Source organism: Aeromonas sp. FDAARGOS 1417, from assembly GCF_019046985.1.
In the GTDB taxonomy this organism is placed as follows: domain Bacteria; phylum Pseudomonadota; class Gammaproteobacteria; order Enterobacterales; family Aeromonadaceae; genus Aeromonas; species Aeromonas veronii.
Map to the genome: position 1 here is coordinate 21486 of NZ_CP077222.1, position 20674 is coordinate 42159.

At 53.9% G+C, this 20674-nt stretch carries 26 protein-coding genes; 6 read left to right on the forward strand and 20 right to left on the reverse strand.

The genetic code is table 11. The annotated features are described in order from the left end of the window. The first annotated feature begins 66 nt into the window (after positions 1 to 66). A complete protein-coding gene (locus I6L47_RS21835) occupies positions 67 to 474 on the forward strand; it encodes an antitoxin Xre-like helix-turn-helix domain-containing protein (RefSeq protein WP_139495258.1) in 408 nt (135 codons plus the stop codon). Then, positions 471 to 1163: an RES family NAD+ phosphorylase gene (locus I6L47_RS21840; RefSeq protein ID WP_139495259.1), complete on the forward strand. Its 693-nt coding sequence runs from the start codon at positions 471 to 473 to the stop codon at positions 1161 to 1163. The genes I6L47_RS21835 and I6L47_RS21840 overlap by 4 nt, the downstream gene beginning before the upstream one ends. Positions 1164 to 1603: 440 nt before the next feature. Here I6L47_RS21840 and I6L47_RS21845 read toward each other — a convergent pair whose 3' ends face one another. Beyond that, the gene (locus I6L47_RS21845) at positions 1604 to 2527 is read right to left on the reverse strand and encodes a hypothetical protein (RefSeq protein ID WP_139495260.1); all 924 of its coding nucleotides are present in this window, start codon (positions 2525 to 2527) and stop codon (positions 1604 to 1606) included. A gap of 244 nt (positions 2528 to 2771) precedes the next feature. On the opposite strand from I6L47_RS21845, the gene I6L47_RS21850 reads away from it, so the two are divergent. Continuing rightward, positions 2772 to 3836, forward strand: a complete 1065-nt coding sequence (locus I6L47_RS21850; protein ID WP_139495261.1) for a ParA family protein — start codon at positions 2772 to 2774, stop codon at positions 3834 to 3836. 69 nt (positions 3837 to 3905) lie between these two features. Here I6L47_RS21850 and I6L47_RS21855 read toward each other — a convergent pair whose 3' ends face one another. The 8 genes from I6L47_RS21855 to I6L47_RS21890 all read right to left on the reverse strand — a co-directional run bounded on the left by I6L47_RS21855 (position 3906) and on the right by I6L47_RS21890 (position 8851). Further along, a complete protein-coding gene (locus I6L47_RS21855) occupies positions 3906 to 4496 on the reverse strand; it encodes a hypothetical protein (RefSeq protein WP_139495262.1) in 591 nt (196 codons plus the stop codon). 66 nt (positions 4497 to 4562) lie between these two features. Next, positions 4563 to 5165: a 3'-5' exonuclease gene (locus I6L47_RS21860; RefSeq protein WP_216949421.1), complete on the reverse strand. Its 603-nt coding sequence runs from the start codon at positions 5163 to 5165 to the stop codon at positions 4563 to 4565. Further along, complete coding sequence (locus I6L47_RS21865) at positions 5162 to 5593, reverse strand: hypothetical protein (protein WP_139495264.1); 432 nt, start codon at positions 5591 to 5593, stop codon at positions 5162 to 5164. Before I6L47_RS21865 ends, I6L47_RS21860 begins: the two co-directional genes overlap by 4 nt. Continuing rightward, complete coding sequence (locus I6L47_RS21870) at positions 5593 to 6183, reverse strand: hypothetical protein (protein ID WP_139495265.1); 591 nt, start codon at positions 6181 to 6183, stop codon at positions 5593 to 5595. The genes I6L47_RS21865 and I6L47_RS21870 overlap by 1 nt, the downstream gene beginning before the upstream one ends. A 91-nt stretch (positions 6184 to 6274) precedes the next feature. Beyond that, a complete protein-coding gene (locus tag I6L47_RS21875; protein ID WP_139495266.1) occupies positions 6275 to 6847 on the reverse strand; it encodes an AAA family ATPase in 573 nt (190 codons plus the stop codon). Then, a complete protein-coding gene (locus I6L47_RS21880) occupies positions 6844 to 7527 on the reverse strand; it encodes a nucleoside triphosphate pyrophosphohydrolase family protein (RefSeq protein ID WP_139495267.1) in 684 nt (227 codons plus the stop codon). The genes I6L47_RS21875 and I6L47_RS21880 overlap by 4 nt, the downstream gene beginning before the upstream one ends. Positions 7528 to 7529: 2 nt before the next feature. Continuing rightward, positions 7530 to 8018, reverse strand: coding sequence for a dihydrofolate reductase (locus I6L47_RS21885; RefSeq protein WP_216949422.1), 489 nt, complete (start codon positions 8016 to 8018; stop codon positions 7530 to 7532). Then, positions 8015 to 8851: a thymidylate synthase gene (locus I6L47_RS21890; protein WP_216949423.1), complete on the reverse strand. Its 837-nt coding sequence runs from the start codon at positions 8849 to 8851 to the stop codon at positions 8015 to 8017. The genes I6L47_RS21885 and I6L47_RS21890 overlap by 4 nt, the downstream gene beginning before the upstream one ends. A gap of 410 nt (positions 8852 to 9261) precedes the next feature. Here I6L47_RS21890 and I6L47_RS21895 point away from each other — a divergent pair, with 410 nt between their 5' ends. Both I6L47_RS21895 and I6L47_RS21900 read left to right on the forward strand, forming a co-directional pair. After that, on the forward strand, positions 9262 to 9597 hold the full coding sequence (locus tag I6L47_RS21895; RefSeq protein WP_139495270.1) for a DUF1778 domain-containing protein: 336 nt from the start codon (positions 9262 to 9264) through the stop codon (positions 9595 to 9597). Continuing rightward, on the forward strand, positions 9548 to 10048 hold the full coding sequence (locus I6L47_RS21900) for a GNAT family N-acetyltransferase (RefSeq protein WP_139495271.1): 501 nt from the start codon (positions 9548 to 9550) through the stop codon (positions 10046 to 10048). The genes I6L47_RS21895 and I6L47_RS21900 overlap by 50 nt, the downstream gene beginning before the upstream one ends. A gap of 33 nt (positions 10049 to 10081) precedes the next feature. On the opposite strand, the gene I6L47_RS21905 is transcribed toward I6L47_RS21900, so the two are convergent. From I6L47_RS21905 to I6L47_RS21955, 11 genes are all read right to left on the reverse strand, one after another. Then, the gene (locus I6L47_RS21905) at positions 10082 to 11053 is read right to left on the reverse strand and encodes a ribonucleotide-diphosphate reductase subunit beta (protein WP_216949424.1); all 972 of its coding nucleotides are present in this window, start codon (positions 11051 to 11053) and stop codon (positions 10082 to 10084) included. An 11-nt stretch (positions 11054 to 11064) separates the two neighbouring features. Further along, the gene (locus tag I6L47_RS21910; protein ID WP_216949425.1) at positions 11065 to 12792 is read right to left on the reverse strand and encodes a ribonucleoside-diphosphate reductase subunit alpha; all 1728 of its coding nucleotides are present in this window, start codon (positions 12790 to 12792) and stop codon (positions 11065 to 11067) included. A 716-nt stretch (positions 12793 to 13508) separates the two neighbouring features. Beyond that, positions 13509 to 13793, reverse strand: coding sequence for a hypothetical protein (locus tag I6L47_RS21915; RefSeq protein WP_216949426.1), 285 nt, complete (start codon positions 13791 to 13793; stop codon positions 13509 to 13511). A 4-nt stretch (positions 13794 to 13797) separates the two neighbouring features. Further along, on the reverse strand, positions 13798 to 13938 hold the full coding sequence (locus I6L47_RS21920) for a hypothetical protein (RefSeq protein WP_162504483.1): 141 nt from the start codon (positions 13936 to 13938) through the stop codon (positions 13798 to 13800). 8 nt (positions 13939 to 13946) lie between these two features. Further along, positions 13947 to 14531 carry a hypothetical protein gene (locus I6L47_RS21925; RefSeq protein WP_139495274.1) on the reverse strand — a complete coding sequence of 195 codons (585 nt, stop codon included), beginning with the start codon at positions 14529 to 14531 and terminating at the stop codon, positions 13947 to 13949. Between the two features lie 18 nt (positions 14532 to 14549). Continuing rightward, a complete protein-coding gene (locus tag I6L47_RS21930) occupies positions 14550 to 15050 on the reverse strand; it encodes a hypothetical protein (protein WP_139495275.1) in 501 nt (166 codons plus the stop codon). Positions 15051 to 15088: 38 nt separating this feature from the next. Further along, positions 15089 to 17050, reverse strand: a complete 1962-nt coding sequence (locus I6L47_RS21935) for an AAA family ATPase (protein WP_216949427.1) — start codon at positions 17048 to 17050, stop codon at positions 15089 to 15091. Beyond that, positions 17047 to 17298, reverse strand: coding sequence for a hypothetical protein (locus tag I6L47_RS21940; RefSeq protein ID WP_139495277.1), 252 nt, complete (start codon positions 17296 to 17298; stop codon positions 17047 to 17049). Before I6L47_RS21940 ends, I6L47_RS21935 begins: the two co-directional genes overlap by 4 nt. Next, positions 17295 to 17573: a hypothetical protein gene (locus tag I6L47_RS21945; RefSeq protein WP_216949428.1), complete on the reverse strand. Its 279-nt coding sequence runs from the start codon at positions 17571 to 17573 to the stop codon at positions 17295 to 17297. The genes I6L47_RS21940 and I6L47_RS21945 overlap by 4 nt, the downstream gene beginning before the upstream one ends. Beyond that, positions 17570 to 18637: a metallophosphoesterase gene (locus I6L47_RS21950; protein WP_162504484.1), complete on the reverse strand. Its 1068-nt coding sequence runs from the start codon at positions 18635 to 18637 to the stop codon at positions 17570 to 17572. The genes I6L47_RS21945 and I6L47_RS21950 overlap by 4 nt, the downstream gene beginning before the upstream one ends. Further along, a complete protein-coding gene (locus I6L47_RS21955) occupies positions 18634 to 18882 on the reverse strand; it encodes a hypothetical protein (RefSeq protein WP_107961331.1) in 249 nt (82 codons plus the stop codon). Before I6L47_RS21955 ends, I6L47_RS21950 begins: the two co-directional genes overlap by 4 nt. 163 nt (positions 18883 to 19045) lie before the next feature. Between I6L47_RS21955 and yjjJ the strand changes: the two genes are divergently transcribed. Next, positions 19046 to 20458 carry a type II toxin-antitoxin system HipA family toxin YjjJ gene (gene yjjJ, locus I6L47_RS21960; protein ID WP_254204878.1) on the forward strand — a complete coding sequence of 471 codons (1413 nt, stop codon included), beginning with the start codon at positions 19046 to 19048 and terminating at the stop codon, positions 20456 to 20458. Positions 20459 to 20674: the final 216 nt, after the last annotated feature.

Here is a 20674-nt window from a genome sequence, read left to right on the forward strand (position 1 = left end):
TTAGACAAAAATGATCAATTGGTTTACGCTGAGACTGTGAAAAGCCAGTAATACCAAGGAAATCATATGAACAAGCATCTGAGCCCCGCAGCAAGTGCCGGCGGGAACCGCGATCTCATCGCAGTCAGAGCTGCCATGAAGATCCTGGACAAATGGGGATGCACCCCCGAACAGCAACAGAACATTCTGCAGCTCTCCAAGGCCACCTTCTACCGGTATCGGGACGAAGGAACAAAAAGCGCCTCTCTGAGCCGAGACCAGCTGACCAGGATAAGCTACCTGCTCAACATGCACTCCGCATTGCGAATCGTGTTTAGCAACCCGGAGAACACTTACGGCTTCATGTCCATGAAGAACAACAACGCCTTCTTCAATGGAGCAACTCCCCTCTCCATCATCGAGAGCGGAGACTTTGGTAGTCTGCATGAAGTGGCCAAGCGCGTTGATGTCTTGCGCGGGGGCATGGCTGGATGATTCAAGACGGGATCCCGAGAACGGCGGTAGTTCCAATCAAGGGCTACCGCCTCATTCATACCAAGTATCCCACGATCGACATCTTCGATGATGTGGCCAGTCCGGAAGAATTTGATATTCTCTTTGAAATTCAAGAGATAACAAACCCACGTTTGGCAAATGAGGTGGGCAACCTTGCGCTTTTGCCGCGTAGCGAATGGGTTCTGGGGATCCCCGGGGCCAATTACGCAATGGCGGCCTTCACTCATGTAAATCCCGAAGGGAGTCGGTTCTCAAACGGTGAATATGGCGTCTACTACATAGGCGACAGCAAAGACACTGCGATCTCGGAAATCAAATATCACTGCGAGCGCTATTGGAGAAACGTGCCAGAACTCAAGTTCGAGCGTTTCGAGTACCGCTGCTTGGCCACCGAAATAGCCGGCGCCGTTTTTACTGATATTACGGGCCTGCCAGACAGCCATCCGTATTATCACCCAACGGATTACCAGCCGGCGCAGGAGTTCGGCGCTCAGCTTAGGGCGGGTAACGAGATTGGTGTGACATATCGATCTGTGCGGAACCCGGGCGGAATCTGTTGGGGCCTGTTCACGCCACGACTGATCACCAGCATCATCCCTTCCTCTCTCCATCAAATCATCTGGGACCGCGGCATAATCTCCGTCAGCCAGGTCACCCCCGCATCCTGATAAACGAAAAAAGGCCCATCAATGATGGGCCGTACTGAACACCTCGATCTCGAGGTTGGAGGTAACAACGACGCTCGTTGTACTTAAGCAAGATGGCATACTTCGGCCATCAAAACAGGCTGCCTTTACTTGATCAGCAGCACTGCGCAATCCGGATCTACTATCCCCTCTGGGAAGGGGTGGTGTGAAATATCCTGCTCTTCCGCCAGAACGACGTCCGTTACACGAACACTGGAATACGGAGCTCTGTACCGTTGGGACATCGCATAGAGGGCGCAATCAATATCTCTGGCCACGGCCCATATGCACAGACAAAGCCGTCCATCAATGTAGAGGTGTCCCTGGTAGAGCCTGTAGCCTGCGCGAATGAGATATTTCAAGCGCCATCCCTCATATCAAATTGTCTACATAGCCCCGACCATGCAGGGCTATTCGTCAGGTTATGCAGCCTTTCCAATCAGGGAGCGCAGTGACTCGGCGATCGGGCTGTCCTTGATAAGAACAAGGGAGCCAGGGACAGGGCGCTCTGCTATACCCATCGCGGGCAAGAGCTGCATCAGCTGGCCACACTGAGAACGGCTGGTGCCCTCGCTGTATGGGCGAGCCTTATAACGCTCGTACAGCGCCTTGCTGGTGAGCTCGCCGGACTCCAGAAGCATCTCCAGGGCGATGCGGGTATAGCAGGACAACCCGGCGCCGCCGGCAATGTGAGCAATGAGGTTTACAGCCTTCTCGCCTACCTTCTTCGGCAGGCCATCGAGGTCTTCCATTCGAGACTTGATCAGCGTGGACAGGTCGGCGCGAGACAGTGTTCCGTCGCTGGCATCGATGTGCAGGTGAGCCTCTACCGCCTCCACGCTACCGAGTCGAGCAATGAGCGCAGCGGAGGGCTTGGATGCGCCATGAGCGCGGGCTTTTATCTTGGCCGGCTTCTCCTTTTCGGCCGGAGCAGCCTCAGTCTCGACAACAAGGTCAGCTGCGCCGGCAGCGTCAGCATCGGTTTCGGCATAAAGCTCTTCGCGTGTCTCAACCATGGCCAGCTCTTGAGCGACCTCTTCGATCGTGGACGCTGGAACAGCAACAACATCAGCGCCAAGCAAAGCCTCCAGGTCATCCAAGTCAGAGACCAGTGTGTCGGGCACAGCATCAGCTGCAGGGGCTTCTGAGAGCGTTTCGGTGACAGCCTGAATAACTTCGTCAGGGGAAGATTCAGCAACAGCTGTGGCGACGTCAGAATCGCTCACATCAGCGCTGAGAATAGCCTCCAGCGCATCCAGATCTGCATCAGCAGAGCTCTGGGCTTCGGCCGGTGCAACAACATCATCAAGTTCGAGGGAGGCGAGAGCCTTATCAAGTGCGTTCATGGTTTACTCCTTGTTCAGTGTTAGCGTTAAGCAGTCTCTTTCGACTGAGTGCATTTTCGCTGAACTGAATCGGAGTTAATCGCGTTCGCCCTTCATGAACAAGGCAGCGGTAATAATGAATCAGACTAACAGATTCGTAATGTGGCTAATCTGTTACCGTCGTTAGCGGCTCTACAGTTCTAGGAAATACCTCGTATATGATATAAGCTTAAAACCCCTCATGTAACTTACAAGAAAGGATGAAATGAAAACCATATCATTATTTAATAACAAAGGAGGGGTTGGTAAAACGACCTTGACTTGGAATTTAAGCGTATCTTTATCGGCGAAAGGGAAGTCGGTTTTATTGATAGATTTTGATCCACAGTGCAACCTATCAATAGCCTTGCTTGGAGAAAAGAAATTTTCAAGCCTATTGAATAAAGATAAAGCCAACCCTTACGGTCAAACAATAAGAGCATTCTGCCAACCATTTATCCAACAGGATATAACTCCTGTTGTGCATACATTTCAACCATTACACAAGATGGAGAATGGTGCGGGAAGATTAGATATAGTTCCTGGTGATTTCTGGTTAAATAACCTATCAGATATAATAAGTGTAGGTACAGACTTAATTGCTGGTAATGCAATAACTAGATTTTTAATTCCTAGCCTGATTGCTATTAAAGCTCAAGAAACAAACGATTGTGTATATGATTACGTTCTTATTGATGTTCCTCCATCGTTTAATACAATAGTTAGGTCGGCACTGTACTGTTCTGACTACTACTTGGTTCCATGCACGGCTGATGTGTTTTCATCTTATTGCATCGGACTTATTGGCGAGACATTGCCGAAATTCAGAGATGACTGGGAGCAGGGGGTTAAAAGGAACTCTTCCCTCAGCAACCCGTTAATCAACCATAAAGGTGCTCCAAAGTTTGGAGGCTGGATTTTTAATGGATTTGACACAAGAAGACAGAATGGCCAGGCGATTCCAGGAGAGATAGCTGCGGACGCAGCTCATAGGGATAAAATAATTGATGCGGTAAAAAACGAACTTCGCTCAAAATTGTCAGCGATCACTACGTATCCTCCTATACCAGCATTTACCCCTGATACTCCAATCGCTAAGATTGAGGATCTTAATGTTATGGCTCCAGATAGTATCCTGCAAGGGGTTCCACTTCGTTATCTCGACACGGTGTCGCCGACTAGAGGGGTATTAGCCAGAGGCGCTTGGTCCAAGCCGCAAAAAGATCTAATGAAAAGCATGTCCCTACAACATGATTTACTGGCTGATTACATAATCAAAAATTTGATTTAAAAATAGCAAGACAATCATAATATTTTAAACCTTAATTGTCGAAGGGCGTCATTATGACGCCCTGTAGCGTTAAGCTGCAAACTCTCCCGTCTGATCCTCGGCATCTTTACCTGTCAGTAAATCCGCAAAGTTTAACAAGGATGGGGGAGTAAGCTCTCCAGTTACATCTGCTCGCCGCAGAACAGCTGCGCAGAAAGTCTGGGGCTTGAGGATCCGGGCATTGCGAAACACCCCCTTGATGTAGGCACAGATAGCCGGGTCGTCATCGATCACGGTGAACTCAGCCTCCAGCGGGTTGTCATGAGCGACGGACAGCTGGCGCATGATGGCCTCGGCCTTGTAGAGATGGTTCTGGCGGAGGTCAGAAACATCACGCATCAGAAGCGGTACCAAAAGCGGAGCATCGTAGCGGTTGAGCCAGTTGACGGTTTGAGCACGGACAGTCTCCGGCCGGGCGGTGAGATAGAACATTCGCACGGCGGGGATAGAACTGAGCACATTGATCAGATCGATCATGAATGGGACCGGCAAATCCTGCCCGCATGCCTGGTTGAAAGGCTCCCAGTCCTCGACCGTCTCGCTGCCAACAGGAGGAAGCTTGTCGGCACGGGCCCTGTTATCGGTAATGCAACCGTCCAGGTCGCAGAAGACAAAGTACATGGAGGTTCTCCTTGCAGATGGGATAGAACCGCGGCATTGAGCCGCGGGATGTGACAATTTGATCTCTTAAGCGGCGAGAAGCCCTTTGGCGCGGGCGACCTTTTCTACAGAGACGCTGAGGTCGAAATAGCCAGCCTGAATGCCGACCATAAGCGCCTCCATCATCCGATCGACGTCATAGATGGCTCGGTGAGCGTCTTCCGAGTTGAACGGCACCCCTAGCGCCCAACACAGCTCGGACAAGCGAGGAGGCTTGCCCAGAGGCGTAGCGAAGCGGCCCGACTGCATGGTGCAGAAGACCTCCATGTCCTGGTTAACCGGCTGGCCAACTCGGAGCAGCTCATAGGCGATAAAGGGGGCATCGAAGTCGGCGTTGTGGGCGATCATGATGTCGGTCGCTTTGAAGATCTTGCCGACATCGATGGCCACCTCTTCCCAGCCAGGCGCCTTCCGGACCAGCTCGGGGGTGATGCCGGTGATGCGCTGAACCTCTTCCGGGATTGTTCGATGCGGATTGACCAGCTTGCTGTAGGTAAGCACCTTCTCAAAAGACATGGTCTCGGGGTCAACTTTGTAGACGATGGCGCCGACCTCGGTGATCCGGTGGCCGTCTTCCGGCCGGAAACCAGTGGATTCAATATCGACGCCGGTAATAACAATGGGCTTCATTTCTTTCTCCTGCCGATGCGGAAACCAGCCTCACGGAGCTGCTCATGCTTGAGGTTGGCCATGCGGAAAGCGTCTTGCTGAGAGCCAAACTCAAGGACGAAGTCCATGCTGGACGGAGCATCGGTTCTGCTGAATTTGAGAGTGCAGTCGGATATGGTCATGCGATAGAGATGGCCATCTCTGCAGCGGTAATGGCGGGCGTAAACACACTGCCAATCCGGAGAGCCGGCCACGAAGAGACTCGCCTCGGTAAGCAGGGAGTTGATGTCTGCGGAGGAGCTCGTCACCCCTCCAAATCCTGTCTGAACCGCGTGTAGAAGCGCATCAGCCTGCGCCCGGGTAAGTCCACCCTCTGAGATAAGGTCGAGGACAAGCTCAAGCGTCTCAAGAGCCTTCCGGTCTATCTCGTCCTGCAGATTAATCTCCATCAGACGTCCACCTGTGTCGGATTTGAGACAAATCGATCTGCGGCTTTGGACAGATCGAAAGCCACCTGGTTAGAGACAGGGCCGCACTTGGCCAAGCGAGCCAGGCATTCGGCAAATGTGCTCAAGCCGCGCATGTCGCAATTGGTTAGCGCCTTGATCTCTGCCGAGAAGTCGGCCGGCAGCATGAGATTGCTCCTGTCCCTGATAAGGCTCTGGATTGCTGAGCCGTAATGGCTCGAGGCGGACAGCTCCAGGCTCTCAAACGAGATAGGGAAAGGCAGAGGGGCGCGAAGGCGCAAAATGGCGCAGTAACGCCCAAACACACTGCAGGGGAGATCTGAATCGGTGAGCCAGACCTTGATACTGGAGCTCATTAGAAATGCCGAGCTTTTTGCCAGCGACTCCACCTGCCCTTTTGTGAACTGGGCGCAGTAGATCTCGGAGGCGAGCATGTTCTCCAGAACGAGACTCCGCTCCTGGCTAAGTTGCGAAAGTACCTTGGAAACCTCCCCGATAAAGTGCTCTCGAACGGACGCACCTACCGAAGATGATGACGGTAATGACTGGTTCAGCTGACGGGCTAAAGACATAGCGATTCTCCGAGTGTTGCTTTTTACAACTCTATTTTAGAGAAGACACAGCGGGCATTCAGTAAATACCCGCTGATCACTAGGCGCGAAATTAGAGATGGAAACAGATAGCGGACTCGGCCCACTGACACCGCGTTTCAAGATCGATCATGCCGGTCGGCATAGTTCCGTACCTGACGCCACTGTCGGCCAGAGCACTCTTCATCAGCCAGTGGGTCGCTTGAATGTACCCTTGGTCGATGAGCCCCTTCCCCTCAGCCTGCTCAAGCGGGATGCCAGGCGGGACGTAGATGACAAAATCAAGGGTCTTGCGAGCAGTCTCAAAACACTCCTTGATGTAATCCATAACTCGCTCACTGACGCCGGCCTCCTGGTAGTGCTGTTGATTCATGTCAGCCAGTAGATAAGCGACCATGTCGATAGGAGTCCGGTCGATAATCACCCTCTCACCGCCAGACATCACCTGCTCGAACTTTTTCAGGATCCGTTCTTGAACGGAGAGCCTCGAGCTTGCGTCGAGCGTGGAGCTTGGAGAAAGGCCCATCTCGGCAAAAACCTTCGAGACGCCGGCATCGATCATGGTCAGAGCCATTCGATCAGCCAACAGCCTGGCAAGTGTGCTTTTGCCAACACGGTGAGCGCCGCAGATCCCGACTCGCATCATTCCACAGCCTCAACTTCTTCAACGACCTCTGCCTCTTTCGCCTGCATCGGCACGGCTTGATCAGAGGCGGACATGGCGACAGAAATCTGGTCGAGAACAGACTGGAACTGCCACAAGGCCTCGCCACGAACACCAATGCTTTCGGCGACAGTGCGCAGCTGGGCAAACGGGTCGGCCGGGCGACCTTCAGGGAAAACAACGTGCTCCAGATTCGGCTCGAAGAAGGACGGCCCCTTCAAGGTTTTGCCTGTCTCGCCGTCGAACACAACGTACTTGCCCGGGATGGAAGATTCACGGTACATGGCGTTGATTGGGGTGGTTTTGCCGTGGAAGCCATTGCCCAGTCGGTACTGCTCAACCGCGAAGACAGCATCCTGCTCGGTATCACAGAGCTTGCTCATATTGGACAGGTAGACCTGCTCCATGATTGCGTCAGCATCCAGGCCGCAGTCGTTGGCCGCGCCGTAGACGGTAACAAGACTGTCGCCGATGGCGTCGGCGATCTGCAGGAGATCTCGGGAGTCAAAAGCCTTTGATAGCTCGGTCTGTGACTCCTCTTTGATCATCGCCAAGCGAAGACGGCACTGGCCCAGAGACGGGACGATCGGAGTCTGAGCCACGCCCTGGCCGAGAACAGAGTTGAAGTGAGTGGTCATTTGAAAGTTGGTAAGCTTATTCATACTTATCTCCGAATGTATCTAACTATCTTGAATGAATGCTCATTTCCTTGGTTCCTTTCAAACTTGCTTTCAATGAAGCAAGGAACGAAACAAGAAAAAAAGTTAACTGGGAAAAAATGAACCTTCCCACCTCCCTTCGAAGCTACACAAGCATCAACGAAGGTAATCACCAATTCATCTACCAAGCCACTTTGCAGGTAATGTTGATAGATTTGCGCCCCGCCGATGATGTCGGCATCCGCAAGGCGCGGGGGTTCTTTCACAAAGGTGAGGTTTTCGCCATTGGCCCGTGGGGTGCGGGTAATGACGATGTTGTGTCGCCCGGGGAGAGGGTGCCCGATGCTGTCAAAGGTCTTTGAGCCCATAACGACAGCTCTCCCCATTGTCAGGGCTTTGAAGTGCTTGAGGTCGTCCTTGAGGGACCAAGGAAGGTCATTGCCGATACCAATAATCCCTTCCGACGACATCGCTGCGATCAGGCGAACGGTCATACCGCGACGGCTCCTTTGATGTGCGGGTGAGCGTCGTATCCGGTGACATTTACGTCAGCAAATGTGTACTCATCGATACTGGATCTTGGCGTTAGAACTAGCCTTGCTTCGGCATCTTTGGGGTCTCTTGATAACTGGAGCTTGACCTGATCAATGTGGTTCTCATAGATGTGAACATCCCCGCCGATATGGATTAGCTCGTGAGCCTTATGACCGGTTTGTTCGGCAAGCATATGAGCCAGGATACTGTAGAAAATAAGGTTGAAAGGGAGGCCCAAGAAGTAGTCAACCGACCGTTGGTAAACCTGCATAGAGAGCAGTCGTTCGCCAGTCTCCTGATCTAAATCGGAGAAGCACTGAAACATCATGTGACACGGAGCCAGACGCATTTCGTGCAGGCGACCAACGTTCCAGGCGGTGACGATCATGCGGCGATCGTGAGGGTTGTTTCGCAAGGTATCGATCAGGTTTGCGATCTGGTCGATGACTCGGACGGCGAGACCGTTTGGGGTCTCTTCAATAACGCGCCAGGCTCTCCATTGAGCTCCATAGACAGGCCCGAGTTCGCCTTTCTCGTCGGCCCACTCGTCCCATATCGTCACGCCGTTATCATTCAGGTAGCGAATGTTGGTGTCGCCGGAGAGCATCCAGATAAGCTCATGGATAACGCTCTTCAGGTGCAGCTTTTTGGTAGTGATCAGAGCGAGCTTGTTATCGGAGAGATCGAAGCGCATCCGAGAGCCAAACATGGCGATGGAGCGAATGTCAGTCCGGTTGTCACGTAGCTGGCCAGACCCCAAAATCTGAGATCCCAGCTCAAGATATTGCAGCATGAAAGGGCTCCTTGTGATGAGGGGTTTATAGTAAGCATTTACTGAACAATCGACAACCGGAGTGTTAGTAAGATTTCATTTGACAGAACAGAGGCGTGAGGGACATTATGAATGTACGGACATTTGGCCGTTATAAAAAATATGCTCGGACAATGATCCGGCAAGGTAAAACCAACCCCGAAAGCACAAGGGAAATCCTATGTCTGCGAGAAAACACAATGAAATAAAGTCGTCGCGAATACCGATCACATAACAGAAGGAGAGTGCCTAAACCCTTGCCCTCGAGCTCTTACATGCTAGCTATCTTCATGTAACTGCAGAGGCCGTTCATAGCTCGAACATGGTTCGAACTATCCTTGCGCAGGCAACTTTAGTTTTATCAGCCGCGCAGCTCCAAGGGGAGCTTAATAATGGAAATCATGAAAACAGTACAAAACACAGCGACGCGCTTTGAAATGCGTCTTGACCCGTCCCTAAAAGAATTGTTTGAAACAGCAGCTTGTATCGAAGGCATAAGCATGGCGGCTTTCGTAAAGAACGCAGCCAAAATGGTCGCTGACGATGTGATAAATCGTCACAAAGTGACCACGCTCGGCCAAGAGGCGTACCAACGGTTTGAAACTCTGATTTCAGAACCACCGAAACTGGACGCCAAGATGCGAGCCGCTATTGAGAACATCAATGGTGGAATCCTAAATGGCTACCGAAGAAACAGAAAACCCGAAGATCGAAAGGCTGACCGCTGAACATTTGAGCATGGAATTCAACTCCTCTTCGGAGCGCATGAATCGGTTTTTTGCCGAGTTTGCGCTCCAAGAGCAGGCGTTGGGGATTAGCTCCACTTACTGTCTGGTAGACAAAGACGGTGTGTTGGGGTTCTTCACTTTGTGCCAAGGGTCAGTCCTCAAAGAAGTCCTTAAATATAAAACGCCGTACAAAGATGTGCCGGTGTTCAGAATTGGCAGGCTCGCCGTGACCGAGGAATGTGAAAGAACCGGTATCGGCAGAGCATTGGTAGCTATCGCATTCAAGAAGGCCTCTGAGGCCAGAATCACGGCCGGCGCCGTCGCCCTTGTCGTTGACGCCGTCCCCAGTGCTGTCGACTTCTATAGGAAGTGCAATTTCGAGGCAGTACAGGAATCACCAGGCTCCAAAACAGTATTCATGGCATTGAGCTTGGGCGACAAGGAGGAATAGCATAAAGAGAGGGGGCCTTAGCCCCCTCTTCTGTTATTCAACCGGCGCCAAAGTATCCCAGCCCCAATCGCCAGAGAACGGCACAACGCTGTAGTCCGTCACTCGCTTCTCGAAGAAGTTGGACATCTGGTCCCCCAGAACCTCAGCCACCCATGGCAACGGGTTGTCCTGCACTTCCATCCAGTTCTCCTTGAACCCGATCCCGAGCAGGCGGCGGTTGGCGATATAGCGAACGTACTCCTTTGTCTCAGCAGCAGTCAGCCCCGGGGCGTCGCCTTGAGAGAAGGCCAGGTCGATGAACTTATCCTCAAGCTCAACCGCATCACGGAACATCTGGTAAACCAAGAACTTGAACTCATCGGTCAAGACCTCCGGGTTTTCCCGAATGTACTCGCGGAACAGGTTCGAAATCCCATCCACATGTTCGGTTTCATCGCGAATTGACCACTCAACGACCGTAGTCATGCCCATCATCATGCCGAACCGGCAGTAGGTCAGCAGCATGATGAATGCGGAGAACAAAGCAACCCCCTCATTCACGACCGACTTGGCCAGAGCCAGAGCAATGTCGTGAGGAGTGTCAGCTCGGTTGTCGGTCATAAACGTTGATTTGGCGGCCATCTCCTCGTACTCGAGGAACGCGGTGAACTCACTCTCCGGCAGCCCCAGGGTGTCGTTCAGCAAGGCATACGCCCGCTGATGGATGCCTTCGCGAGCGGCAAAGGCCAGCAGCATGCACCGGATCTCATTGTTCTTGAAAATCGGAATGAAGTAGTCGCAGTAGTTGCCCGCAACGTTGGCGTCTGTCTGGGTGAACAGACGCAAGATCTGGGTGATGTGGTTCTTGTGATGGGGCAGCAGAGTGCCGTCCTGCCACTGGTTAACGTCAGCCTGCAGGTCGAGCTCATCCTCGTGCCAGTGGATCAGCTCGTGACGGTTGGCAGCCTGCATTGCCCAGGGATACTGAAACGGCTTGTAGGTGCGGCTCGGGGTAATTACAGACATCTATAGGCTCCTTATGCGTGGCAAGCCAGGCATTCTTCGGTGTTCAGTTCTACTCGGGAAATACGGACGCCAACCTTGTCGGCATTGCCCGCTGATTTAGTGCGCAGGTAATAAAGACCCTTCAGGCCGGAAGTCCAGGCGCGGAGGTGAACCGAGTTCACATAGGCGCGGTCAGCTTTTGCTGGGAAGAAAAGGTTCACGCTCTGGCCCTGACAGATGTAGATCTGGCGATCGGCGGCATGCTGGACGACCCAGTGCTGGTCAATCTCGAAGGCGGTTTTGAAGGTGTCCCGGGTGTAATCGTCCAGGAAGTCCAGATGTGCAACAGAGCCGTTGTTGGCCACGATGCTGCTCCACACCTCATCTGTGTTGCGGCCAAGCTTCTCCAGCACCGGCTCCAGATAGGGGTTTCGAATCATGTGGGCGCCGGCACGGGTGCGGTGCATAAAGGCGTTGCTGTTGATCGGCTCGATAGAAGGGGTGCAGCCGCAGATGATAGAGCTGTTCGCATTGGGGGCGATGGCCAGCACATGAGCGTTCCGCTCGGAAGTCAGATCCGGGGCGGGGCCGCGCTCTACTGCCAGCTTGCGAGTCGCCTCTTTGGCTTTAGTCCAGATGTGTGCGAACACTCGGCGGTTCAGAGAGACAGCAAGGCTTGATTCGAACGGGATGCCCTTCTGCATCAGCAAGCCGTGGAAGCCCATCGCGCCCAAACCAATATCACGGCTGCGCTCTGCGCTATAGCGAGCGCGAGACAGCTCGTCCGGCGCATGCTCGATGAAGACATCCAGAACGTTATCCAGCAGGCGCACCAGGTCTTCGATAAACAACGGGTCGTCCTTGAACTCGTCCCATTTCTCGAGGTTCAGAGAGGAAAGACAACACACTGCGGTTCGCTTCTCATCGGTCGGCAGATGGATCTCGTTGCAGAGGTTGGAGCCGCGGATCTTGAGACCCTTGGCGGCAAGCTGGGGATGCAGGAAGCGGTTGGCGGTGTCGATGAAGTTCAAGTACGGCTCGCCGGTCCGGCCGCGGATCTCCAGAATGCGCTCCCACAAATGACGGGCAGGAACGGTATCCCGAACCTCTTTCGTCTTAGGGCAGACCAGATCCCAGCTGGCGCCGGCCATGACTGCCTTCATAAAGTCATCGGTGATATTCAGCGCATTGTGAATATTCAGGAACTTCCGGTTGATGTCCCCGCCGGTCGGAACACGAACGTTGATGAACTCGGCCACATCTGGATGAGAGATGTCCAGATAGGCAGCATAGGCGCCCTTGCGCGTTTCACCCTGCTTGTAAGCCAACATCGCCCGATCTGCTACGCCAACAAAGGGGAGGGGGCCTGGCGCTTTCTTGGATACAGCACGAACGTCGCTCCAGTGGCCACCAACACCACCGCCCATGAGAGTGAGCCACGCAAGCTCGCTCTGATGCTCGACCAGACCAGCGCGAGTGTCGGGGACATAGGTCAAGAAGCAGCTGATCGGCAAAGAGTCCGGCTTCTGGCCAGGCACAAAGGAGTTGCTGAGCACAGGGGAGGCGAACATGAACCACTGCCGGCTCACATAGTCATAAATGCGCTGCGCAAAAGCCTCATCACCCTTGCTGTAACACTCGGCGGCACGAGCGAAAGCCTGCTGAGGAGAGGTCTCGCCGTTACGAATGTAATAACGGGCAAGAGCAAGAGCTTGATCGGAGAATAGAGCGTCACGCTCTAGGTTGATTTTGACTCCCATGAATCACCTTTCAGTAAGTGTTTACTTAAGGCGTAAAAGGTTAGCCAATATTCAGTGAAAGTTGAATCCCGAAGGCATCATTTTTTCACTAGATAGGGGGTTCTCTATAGCGCGTTTAAATGCGTTTTGAGAGCTCGGGGAGCGCTACGTATGCGATGACAAGCGAAAAGTTCGGGAAGCGCAAATTGAGTGCAGGGAAGCTGAATATCGAAGCACAGACATGACGAGTCGATAAGACGCTCTGCAAGCTGGGAAAGGTCTCCCTGGATTAACCCACCAGGGAGATCTGATGTTACGGCGTCACCAATCTCGACTGCTGAGCTGGAGTAAAGGGCGTGTGGTGGTCTCCAGCTGTTGAATTGCGCTTATTGCGCATTCAACCACATGACAAAGTCATCAGCGCTTTTCACTGATCCGGGTACACAGACAAAATTGGTCTTCGCGCTCTCAACTCGGGACTTCATAGTCTCGCGGTCGAAGTCGAAATGAGGAGGCGGAGTTTGCCTGATATGGCGGCCTTTTGCTTTAACAGCAGCTTTCATTTAGGGCGAATTCTTAATGGATGATAGGTATATGGCTCGCAAGGGGAGGTCAATGAATCATATATGACGTGCCATTTGTTAAATTATTGCGCAATGTGTCGAATCTATCAACGAGTCATTATTTATAAAGCCTCATACGGAAAAGTGAGGGCCCTCTCAGGAGCCCTCACTTGATCAACACCAAACAGCCTTTTTCTCGCAGTCATCAAGACTCGGCGGGGAGCGGGGGATAACAACAGGCGGGGTCAGGACGGGGACGCTGATCGATTTTTGCTTTGAGCTGGCCGGCAGGGTAACAGGCTTCGCTACAGCAGCAGGTTTTGGCGCACTAACCACAGCAGATCGAGAGATGACCGGCGGCCGTGAAATGATGACCGGACGAGCGATAACAACAGCTCCATGCGCCAAAGAAGAGACGAGCAGAAGAGAGGCCACAAGTAACTTTTTAAGGGTTCGCATGTTTTTACTCCTCCTGCAGGAACTCTTCTTTGCAATAGAGCGGGTTGGCATCAGGCTCCAGGCCTTCCGGGTCTGTATTGGGGCAGTGGAGCGGGGTTGTGTAGCCATCACCTTCAAGACGCTCACTGCAAACGGGACAAATCATGAATCCTCCTAAGCAGCTGACTGGCGAAGACGAACGGCGGCAACCAGACGGGCAAATTCATCAGTCAGGATGCCGGCGTGTATGGCGCCGATCGCATCGGCGATGTGCTCGTTCTTGTCGGCCAGCTCCGACTTGCCTCTGCTCTTTATCCAGTTGAGGTGTGGATATAGATCGGAAGCCCAGCTGATCATCTCCTGCTTGGAGGCTGTCTTGGAGCCAACGGCCGCCAGCTTGACCTCTGTCGGAGTGACCTCGATTAGAGGCTTGTCGGAGAGCGCGGCCAACAAGCCGATGCAGACACCGTAAGAGGCCATTGCGCGGGCGCTTTGAGAACCGACCGGCACCTCTACAAACACGATCGATGCGTCCTTGATGTACTCTCGTGCGCCACGGAACAACTTGCGGGCCCGGGCCAGATCCTCGCTGTTGCGACGCACAACCTTGCGAGCTGACTTGTCGGTCTCGGTACTTACCAGGGTGATATGCTCGACCACTACCGGCAGGGTTTCATCAGACATATCGATGGTGCCGCGGGCAAGGCCAAAGTTGCGGAGAGAAGGGTCTATCGCCGCGATTTTCAACAGATTAGACATTGTTACCTCTTTCATTAATCAGGCGAATGCGCCCCAGCGACTGCCATAGCTGTCAGCAACCCGCTCTTCCTCGATGCGGGCCTCCTCTTCAGCCAGCTCACCACCGCTCCGCTCCAGAAACTCTGCAACAGAACTACCAAAAGCCTTCTTGAAGGCATTATCCAGGTTCGCCATCTTGGCTACTGACTTGCCTGGGAGCTCGAGGAACTGGAACTCGCCGCTGGGTGATTTCGGCTTCATCACGAAAATGAGATCGGACTTTCCGGCGTAGACGCTGTAGACATGGAACTGTTCGCCGCCAATGAAGGCCATATTTCGGAACTCGCCACCCTTGAATCGCCCCTTCACGACATACATGCCGCTGGCGGATATGGTGCAGACCTCCCTCTGGAAACTCGCAAAAGCATCGTGGGAGCTGATGCGCTCGGCGAGGATTTGCAGAACGTCATGTCCGATCTTTACTGAACTAGCTGCAGGGGTTTTTCTTCCGCCCCCGCCCCTCGTTGTTGTTACAGCCATAGATGTCTCCATAGAAAGCCCCCGAAGGGGCCGGTTTATTACTCGCCTACTGTGTCTCGCTCGACACAAAGAACGCCTTCCATCTCGGAAAGCCCGCCGCGCTTGCGGACGATTACGTGCTGACGAACCCAATCACGAATGGGGTTGTGACTGATGATCAGCACAGTCCCTTTCTCCTTCGCCTTCTCCTCGAGAACGGTCATCAACCGCTCAAGGCCGGCGTCATCGACCGCGTCGTCAATCTCGTCACCAATCCACAGCCGAATTGGCTTGGCAGCCCGGGAGCTCACCAAGTCCTGCAGGGCCAGCGCGGTTGCAAGACGCACCTTTCGCTTCTCACCGCCTGACAGAGAGCGATAGTTGGAGCCGCCCGTTGCGCTGGTGACACTGATCTCGAACTTCTCGCGCAGCTCACCTTTTGCTGTAGTGCTGATGGTGTTCCAGGTCGCCCGGATGTTGCCGTCGGACAGGATGCCCAGGTAGCGAGAGGTGCGATCGTTGAGGAACGGCGTGACCGTATCGAGGATGTGAGCGCGGATACCGGCAGGGCTGAACACCTCTACGACCTTCTCGGCGACAGAAAGCTCTTCACGGGCCTTCTCCAGAGAGGCTTTCAGCGCAACGATCGACTCCTCGATCTCCTGGGCCTTCAGCTCCGCCTTCTCGATGCTGCTGATGTACGGGTTGACCTCGGACTCGATGCTTGCCGCTCTGGCCCGATTGCCCTTTGCAGAATCGACAAGCGACTGCATGGACATCTTGAGGTTGTTCAGTTTGACCTGAAGAGCATCAAGCTCAGCCAGGCGCTCGGTCTCCGCAGTCAGGTCGGTCATGGATGACTTGAAGGCTTCAAGCTCGGAGGTGGCCGCAGTAAAGGCAGCCTCGGCTTCGGCAAGCTCGGCCGCGGCGTTCTTCGCGCTATGAACATGGCTTACGGCCTTGCTCTTTACGCTATCCATCCTGCCGGCTACATCGGACGCTTCCAGAACATGCCCGCAGCTCTCGCACTTGGTCCCGATCTCGGCTTCTACGTTGGCCATGATCTCTTTGCAGCGGGTGGCCTGTGCCTTTTCATCATTCAGGCGTTTTTGGACTGTCGAAACCCGAAGCTTTGCCTCGCCATGAGCCGAGATAAGCCGGCCGAGTTCGACACGCTCTCCATCTACCGCGGCGATCCTGGCTGAGACAGCGGCGCGTTCAGAGACAATACCGGCCTCATCCAGACTGCTTATCTCTGCCTGAATAACCTTGGCCTTGGCGACCGATTCAGCCATTGCCGCTCGCTCTGCAGAGGCCTTGGAAGAGCGACTGACCTCATAATTGTCTCGCCCTTCAATGAGCTCTTTTATGCCGCTCAGACAGGCGTCCAGAGCCGCCTGGTGGGTATTTACAGAGTTCTCCAAGGAGGTGACGGCGGATTTCTTCTCCACCATCCGGTTCTTGGCGATAACGTGAGCCTCCTGCATCTTGTCGATGCCGGCCGCCTCCTCCACGATCATCTTCAGGTTCTTGTCGGTGAGGCTAGGCAGATCAATATGAGCCTCCTGCCCGGAGTAGATGGCAGCGCGGAACACGTCGCTTGTGCAGCCGACAAGTTTGGTGATCACCTCTTGAGTGGCCTTGTCGGTGCCCTGGGTCAGGTCGATCGGATCTGCAGGGTCGGTAACATCGATCAGCAGCACTCGGTTCTTGTGGACGGGATGCTTGCGATGACGGATGACGTTGTACGTGCGAGGCCCGTCTACCAGCTGAACCATCACCCGGGTGCCTTTCTTGAGCTTGCGGTTGACGATCTCGTCTCCAGAATCGCCGCGGGCGGTCTCGTTGTAGAGAGCCCAGCACAGCGCCTCCGCTACAGTGGATTTACCCGCGCCGTTGCTGTTTTGAGAGGTGTCGTCGTCGTTCTCGCCCTGAATCAGGACAAGCCCCTTGCTGTCCAAGTCAACGGTGATTTGGCCAATGGCCATGAAGGCGTCGATTTCTAAGCGGTTAATCTTCATTTGATAGGCTCCGCTATGCAGCCGGGCAAATCAGCCGAACCGATAGCTCTGATAAGGGCAGTGGACTTACCGATGCCGCGAATGAGGGCGGCTGAGGCTCCGTCGAGAGCGGGAGTAACGACAACACCGAACAGGTCGTAAACCCCAGGGATTCGCACGATCTCATCCTTGGAAGCCGGTCGGCTGACGAGAAGCTGGTAGAGAGAGCCGGCTTTGATGACGCCAGGCGGTAGCTCGGTGATCTTCATACCTTCGCTCCCTCAGAAAATCGGACTTCGTGTGCTGTAAAGGCATGGTGCTGCTCAACCAGCTCTCGGAGCTCTGGCGTGTCGCCGAGCCCCTGCAGGACGTAGTGATTTGGGACCGTCGAGCTCTTCACGACCGCTCGTACCACGGCCGCATAATCCTCACGCTCATGCAGGCGGAACACAGTGCCGATGACAAAGTGCGAACCCCCATTGATCAGCGCCTTGTACTCTCGTCCGAGCCGATAGCAGGACTCGGGAAGATCGCTCAGCCTCATACCTTCGCCTCCACTTCATCCATGATTTTCTGTGACTCGATACCAACCACTTCGTCGAACCCACGCGCACGGCACCAGTCATGCAGGCTGACGCGAATAGAGGCGCCGGCTTCGATGCTGCTTCCGCCCTCGCGGGAGACCTCCACCTTCGGAACATGGATCACCTGGACAGACGCAGCGCCCTGTTCGTTCAGGAATTTGCGGACCTCCTCGACCTCCTCATTGGTGGCCGACTCCAGACGAACACGAACGAAATGGCCATTGACCTGCTCGAAGGTCTCCATCTCGTCCCACTCCGGGTCGAAATCCACAAATCGCGGGGCGTTGGAGGTGTAGTGGGTAAGCAGGCCGGTTTCGAGCTCGTGCAGTACAAAGCCAGCCTTACTACCGACATCACTGAATGTCTGGTGAGTCAGGGCGCCGACTGACACGACAACGCCGAAGTCCTTGTGGTTGTGGTAGTGGCCGCAGAACACTCGCTTGAAGCCGTAGGCCTGCAACTCGTCAGGCGAGAAGCCGTGATCTGGGATGCCAGACAGGACGCCATTGAGGGGAGCGTGCATGTAGAGACACCACTGAGCGATCTCTCCGGCATCGCTGCCCTTGTCACGGATGAACTTTTCGATGTGCTCGCGCACCTTGTCGCAGCTGTCGAAGTAGGGGATGAAGAGGCGCTTGTTCTTCTCGTCGGCAAAGACGTTGGAGATAACCCAAACGCCGGCACCGGTCAGAGCCTCACCCGCGTTGCCGAGTGTGGACGAGTTGTTACCCTCTAGGTCGTGGTTGCCGGCCAGAAGGTACACATTCAGACCGAGGTCGTTGTAGATCCGGCTGTAGAGCTCAACTGTCGGGTTAAGAACGGATGGCGCCACACTGCCGCGAACATGGAAAATGTCACCGGTATGAATGAGCGTGTCACCGCCCTTTTCCTTGACCATCTCAGCCGCTCGCCATGTCTCGTCAAGGATGTGCTGCAGCCGGCTATTCACGCCATTTGGCAACTGGTGAGAAAAAACGGACCAGTTGTGGTTGTGGGTGTCAGAAATGATACCTTCGATGCTCACTTCGCCATCTCCTTCTCTGTGATGGTGAAATGAGCGCGGAAGAGAGACTCGTCGCAGGTCTCGTAATAGTCGGGCCAGAGATCGGACGGGAACACCCGATAGTAGGGCTTGCCGTGCTTGTCGTGGGACATGTGCATGTAGCGATACTTCTCGCCGCTGACATAGCCCTCGAGGCCGCCTTTACCGCTAGGCTCAAGAATGCACTCGCAAGTGCCTTGATCTTGAATCACGTTGTTGGTCGTCATAACTGCTCCATAGTTCAGCTCAATTACAAGTGCATTATAGTAAGCATTTACTGAACAATGAACAGTTAAACCTACACGTTGAGGGTCGGCCTACGCTGATATAAAGCGATTATGAGGGATGAACTGTGATGGGATATGGTATCTTGCTAGTTGGATTCTATTCATGAAGCAGGCGAGGCATATGCAAAATCGGCGCGAAATACTGTTGCGATACCTCTCGAACAATGTAGCAAGGCCGAGGGAACTGATTGATATTACAGAGGTTAGCCAATCAACCCTTTATAGAGACCTCCAGTCTATCGGAGAACGTCTTGTCACAGTCGGAAGTGGAAGATCTATTCAGTACGCGCTTCGAGACACCCAAATTGGCATACCCGAAGTGCCAGTCTACCGAGCAGATGCGGCTGGGCAAGTGACACTGTTGGGGACACTGATCCCTGTCCTGCCGGAGGGCTTCGTCTGGAAAGGCTCGAGAGGTGAGGAGAGATACTTCGAGAGCCTGCCATGGTGGTTGTTCGATATGAGACCTCAAGGGTATCTGGGGAGAGCATACGCATCGGCTTTTGCAGAAGAACTTCACCTGTCGCACAACCCAGAGGAGTGGTCAGACGCGGAAATCATCGGCGCCTTCCTGGCTCACGGAAACGATCCGGTTGGCAACTTGCTAATTGGCGAGGGATCTATGCGCAGCTTCCTCGAAATGCCGGATCCGACACCAGTTGACCGAGCCGTCGATTTCCCATTGTTGGCTAGAGCTGCCGCGCAAGGGGAAATCCCAGGCTCTTCGGCGGGCGGTGAGCAGCCAAAGTTCTGCACCTACACCGACAATGGCCATGTGATAGTCAAGTTCACAATCGCGGCAGGCAATGAGATTAGCGAGAGATGGGCTGACTTGCTGTTGACCGAGCACATTGCGCTTGGCGTACTCGGGGTGCCCACTTACGTCCATGACTTTCAAGGGCAAAGGTTCTTAGAGATCCCACGCTTCGATCGTGTCGGGAAAAGAGGGCGTATCGGCATGTTCTCGCTTAGATCCTTGGACGCGGAGTTTGTTGGAGCAAGACCGCAGGTGAGATGGCCTTCTCTTACGAAGAGGCTTTTTGAGGAAGGCTGCGTGACTGCCGATGCAGTTAAGGGAGCTTCCCTACTCTGGGCTTTTGGTAGGCTGATTGGAAATACCGACATGCACAACGGCAACCTTTCATTCATTGCGGAAGATGGAAAAGGTCGGCCCTATCGTCTTGCTCCGGCCTACGACATGCTCCCTATGGCCTTCTCGCCAAAGACGAGCGGGGAGATCCCAACGCATATGCCTCTTGCTTTGATCACGGATGAAGTGAGCATTGATGTGTGGGCGGAAGCTTGGCTATTAGCTCAAAAATTTCTCAATTTGTCCGTCGGTGATGCTCGGTTCTCGCAGAACATCCAGAGGTGCTTCGCGAACATTCAGGAACATCTCGTAGTCATGCGCAACTCGATCAATTTCTCCTTGCAAAGAGCCGGCGAGCCCATTCTACCTACCCCATTGGAGACGGTAGAGATGCTTGCCGCCGAAGCAATAGAGGCAAATAAGTAATCAGCAAACGGAGGAGGGGTAATGCCAATACACCATCATCAGTGCCGAAAATGCTACTGCACTGTTCGAATCGACATTCAAAACCTCACCAGAGAGGAGGAGAAGGTTTTCGAGGAAGGCGGTGAAGTAGACACGATATGGCTGGATGAAGAGATCTGCGACATGTGCGAGAGGGAAGAGGGGCGTCGAAAGGAAGAAGAGCGTCAGAATTACTGA

Bases quoted from the DNA above. Each gene is read 5' to 3' on its own strand.
- I6L47_RS21835 (WP_139495258.1), top strand. From the start codon at position 67: ATGAACAAGCATCTGAGCCCCGCAGCAAGTGCCGGCGGGAACCGCGAT.
- I6L47_RS21840 (WP_139495259.1), top strand. From the start codon at position 471: ATGATTCAAGACGGGATCCCGAGAACGGCGGTAGTTCCAATCAAGGGC.
- I6L47_RS21845 (WP_139495260.1), bottom strand. From the start codon at position 2,527: ATGAACGCACTTGATAAGGCTCTCGCCTCCCTCGAACTTGATGATGTT.
- I6L47_RS21850 (WP_139495261.1), top strand. From the start codon at position 2,772: ATGAAAACCATATCATTATTTAATAACAAAGGAGGGGTTGGTAAAACG.
- I6L47_RS21855 (WP_139495262.1), bottom strand. From the start codon at position 4,496: ATGTACTTTGTCTTCTGCGACCTGGACGGTTGCATTACCGATAACAGG.
- I6L47_RS21860 (WP_216949421.1), bottom strand. From the start codon at position 5,165: ATGAAGCCCATTGTTATTACCGGCGTCGATATTGAATCCACTGGTTTC.
- I6L47_RS21865 (WP_139495264.1), bottom strand. From the start codon at position 5,593: ATGGAGATTAATCTGCAGGACGAGATAGACCGGAAGGCTCTTGAGACG.
- I6L47_RS21870 (WP_139495265.1), bottom strand. From the start codon at position 6,183: ATGTCTTTAGCCCGTCAGCTGAACCAGTCATTACCGTCATCATCTTCG.
- I6L47_RS21875 (WP_139495266.1), bottom strand. From the start codon at position 6,847: ATGATGCGAGTCGGGATCTGCGGCGCTCACCGTGTTGGCAAAAGCACA.
- I6L47_RS21880 (WP_139495267.1), bottom strand. From the start codon at position 7,527: ATGAATAAGCTTACCAACTTTCAAATGACCACTCACTTCAACTCTGTT.
- I6L47_RS21885 (WP_216949422.1), bottom strand. From the start codon at position 8,018: ATGACCGTTCGCCTGATCGCAGCGATGTCGTCGGAAGGGATTATTGGT.
- I6L47_RS21890 (WP_216949423.1), bottom strand. From the start codon at position 8,851: ATGCTGCAATATCTTGAGCTGGGATCTCAGATTTTGGGGTCTGGCCAG.
- I6L47_RS21895 (WP_139495270.1), top strand. From the start codon at position 9,262: ATGGAAATCATGAAAACAGTACAAAACACAGCGACGCGCTTTGAAATG.
- I6L47_RS21900 (WP_139495271.1), top strand. From the start codon at position 9,548: ATGGCTACCGAAGAAACAGAAAACCCGAAGATCGAAAGGCTGACCGCT.
- I6L47_RS21905 (WP_216949424.1), bottom strand. From the start codon at position 11,053: ATGTCTGTAATTACCCCGAGCCGCACCTACAAGCCGTTTCAGTATCCC.
- I6L47_RS21910 (WP_216949425.1), bottom strand. From the start codon at position 12,792: ATGGGAGTCAAAATCAACCTAGAGCGTGACGCTCTATTCTCCGATCAA.
- I6L47_RS21915 (WP_216949426.1), bottom strand. From the start codon at position 13,793: ATGCGAACCCTTAAAAAGTTACTTGTGGCCTCTCTTCTGCTCGTCTCT.
- I6L47_RS21920 (WP_162504483.1), bottom strand. From the start codon at position 13,938: ATGATTTGTCCCGTTTGCAGTGAGCGTCTTGAAGGTGATGGCTACACA.
- I6L47_RS21925 (WP_139495274.1), bottom strand. From the start codon at position 14,531: ATGTCTAATCTGTTGAAAATCGCGGCGATAGACCCTTCTCTCCGCAAC.
- I6L47_RS21930 (WP_139495275.1), bottom strand. From the start codon at position 15,050: ATGGCTGTAACAACAACGAGGGGCGGGGGCGGAAGAAAAACCCCTGCA.
- I6L47_RS21935 (WP_216949427.1), bottom strand. From the start codon at position 17,050: ATGAAGATTAACCGCTTAGAAATCGACGCCTTCATGGCCATTGGCCAA.
- I6L47_RS21940 (WP_139495277.1), bottom strand. From the start codon at position 17,298: ATGAAGATCACCGAGCTACCGCCTGGCGTCATCAAAGCCGGCTCTCTC.
- I6L47_RS21945 (WP_216949428.1), bottom strand. From the start codon at position 17,573: ATGAGGCTGAGCGATCTTCCCGAGTCCTGCTATCGGCTCGGACGAGAG.
- I6L47_RS21955 (WP_107961331.1), bottom strand. From the start codon at position 18,882: ATGACGACCAACAACGTGATTCAAGATCAAGGCACTTGCGAGTGCATT.
- yjjJ (WP_254204878.1), top strand. From the start codon at position 19,046: ATGAAGCAGGCGAGGCATATGCAAAATCGGCGCGAAATACTGTTGCGA.